This window comes from Fusibacter sp. 3D3 (assembly GCF_001748365.1).
Taxonomy (GTDB): Bacteria; Bacillota; Clostridia; order Peptostreptococcales; family Acidaminobacteraceae; genus Fusibacter_A.
Genome location: NZ_BDHH01000052.1, coordinates 1 through 2,142, shown reverse-complemented (window position 1 = coordinate 2,142; position 2,142 = coordinate 1). Strand labels below are relative to the sequence as shown.

Here is a 2,142-nt window from a genome sequence, read left to right as displayed (position 1 = left end):
TTTTTTTTTAACCAATCTACATCCATAGTGAGTTCACCAATTTTCTTCACCAGATGTTCTTTTTCTTCTTCGTGTTCTTGTTTCAACTTGTCTATATCTTCGCCTTTCTTATCGAAGACCACTGACATATTTGATAAGAACTCTATTTTCCAGCGACTGAGGATTGGCTGTGCAATTTCATATTTTCTTGATAATTCAGATAATGTGTTTTCTTCTCGAAGGATTTCTAGCACTATTTCTACTTTCTCCTGAGGGGTCCATGTTCTTCTTTTTCTACTCATAACTGTATTATAACTTAAATTTGATTTTTTGTGTCCAACCCTATGTGTACATTATACCCCTTCCATACCTGATATAATAAATTCTAACTCGTATGACGTTTTCAAATCATCTTTTATCTTATTATCTATAGATTTGATGTGTTTTTTAGAAATCAAATATATGATATTCCTAAAGATAAAACCATTATTTTCAGGAAGAAGTGCCGTTTTAGAAATATCAATATTCTGTCTTAGAAATAAGAGTAATCCTTTTAACGTTGTGTACATTTCAATATCATGATACGAGTCAATTAAATTTTCATATGTGCTTAAAAATGCAGTTTCAGAAAGATAATCAATCATATCATAAATATCTAAAAAGTGATCATAAAATGTTTTTCTGCTGATTCCAGCTAACTTACTTATTTCGGTAACAGTAATTTTATTGACACTCTTTGTTATAATCAATGATAAAAAAGCATCTTGAATGGATTGTCTCGTTCTTTTATATCTAAGATCATGATTCATATCCGTTTTCATTGGTTTCACTCCTATTATACAATTTCGTATGATTTGTAACTTAAGTTACAAGGTGAAAAATCTGTAAATTGATTAAACGATAAGTCAATTGTATTATATAAAATATGACAAAGCAATAAACGCACTGTCAAAACTATAGATAAAGGAAGTAATTAGTATGATAAAAGACCCATTATTAAAAAATTTAAATTCTGCCAATCCGGGTGGGGTAGCCCCTGTAGTGAATTTCAAGGAGGCTTTCTATCCATGGAAGGGTTACCATTTAGATTCTTGGTTTTTCATTGGAGACAGCACAGCAGCTGGGGAAAACTTAACATTTTTAATACACTTTTTAGTTTTGAAAGAAGGAGGACCTGAATTTTTAAACACAGTATTTTCTGTAACGGATAAAAAAACGGGTTGGTATACTTCTAAAGATGTATTCCTTCCATTAGAGGATAATGTAAAGGTAGAAAATGAAAAACTTATTATTACCAATGATTACTGCTCTATGAATGCAGATTTAAACGAAATGGTGTTGACTGCAAAAAATGAAGAGTGCTCCTTAAAAGTAACGGTGGAACCAAAGGGATATGTACTTTACAATGGGGGTTCAGGATATTTTCCTATTCTAATAATGAAGGAAAACCATCACTATTCTCTACCATATTTCACCATGAAAGGGGAATTGGTGAGAGACGGAAAAACGATACCTCTTGAAGGAAAGTGCTGGTTTGATCGTCAAATTGATAACCTATATTATAAACTTGATGAGAATGGACAGCCACTAAGTCCTGGAAAGTGGACTTGGCTTGGAATTTCCCGAGTTTTGCAGCAAAATAATACATAGGTATCCCTAGACTAAAGTTGTTTTAACTGGTCTAGGGATTTTTTATTTTATTTTTCTTTCATTTTATTATGGATTAAAGTGATTTGTTATGGTATAATTGTAATATCTTTGTTTAGGAGTAATAATATGTTTCTACGTAAAATTAATCAAAAACACACAGGACGTGTCTATCTTTCTATTGTTGAAAGCTATCGAGATAAAACAACTAAAAAAACTAAATCAAGAACCATTGAAAGTCTAGGCTATTTAGATGAACTAGAAAAAAAGTTTAAAGATCCCATTGCTTATTACGAAAAAATCATCTGCGAAATGAATCAAAAAAAAGCTTTTGAAAATTCAGATATTCTTGTTAAGTACAAATCTAATGACAAATTAGAAGTCGGCACCAACAACCGTAAAAACTTTGGCTATGCCGCTTTCAGCGCCATCTACCACACACTTGAAATTGACAAGTTTCTCATCAATCGCCAACGTTCAACGAAGATTGAGGCAAGCACCAATAACATCATGAAG

3 protein-coding genes and 1 pseudogene are annotated in these 2,142 nt (G+C 31.7%); 2 read left to right on the top strand and 2 right to left on the bottom strand.

The genetic code is table 11. The features are described from left to right. Both F3D3_RS23135 and F3D3_RS23130 read right to left on the bottom strand, forming a co-directional pair. Positions 1 to 281: transposase (locus F3D3_RS23135; protein WP_084389267.1), on the bottom strand; the 281-nt coding region annotated here is incomplete at its 3' end. Positions 282 to 332: 51 nt separating this feature from the next. After that, complete coding sequence (locus F3D3_RS23130; protein ID WP_069876889.1) at positions 333 to 800, bottom strand: TetR/AcrR family transcriptional regulator; 468 nt, start codon at positions 798 to 800, stop codon at positions 333 to 335. 157 nt (positions 801 to 957) lie between these two features. On the opposite strand from F3D3_RS23130, the gene F3D3_RS23125 reads away from it, so the two are divergent. Further along, positions 958 to 1,629, top strand: coding sequence for a lipocalin-like domain-containing protein (locus F3D3_RS23125; protein ID WP_069876887.1), 672 nt, complete (start codon positions 958 to 960; stop codon positions 1,627 to 1,629). Positions 1,630 to 1,755: 126 nt separating this feature from the next. Then, positions 1,756 to 2,142: pseudogene (locus tag F3D3_RS23120) on the top strand (transposase); the annotation flags it as partial.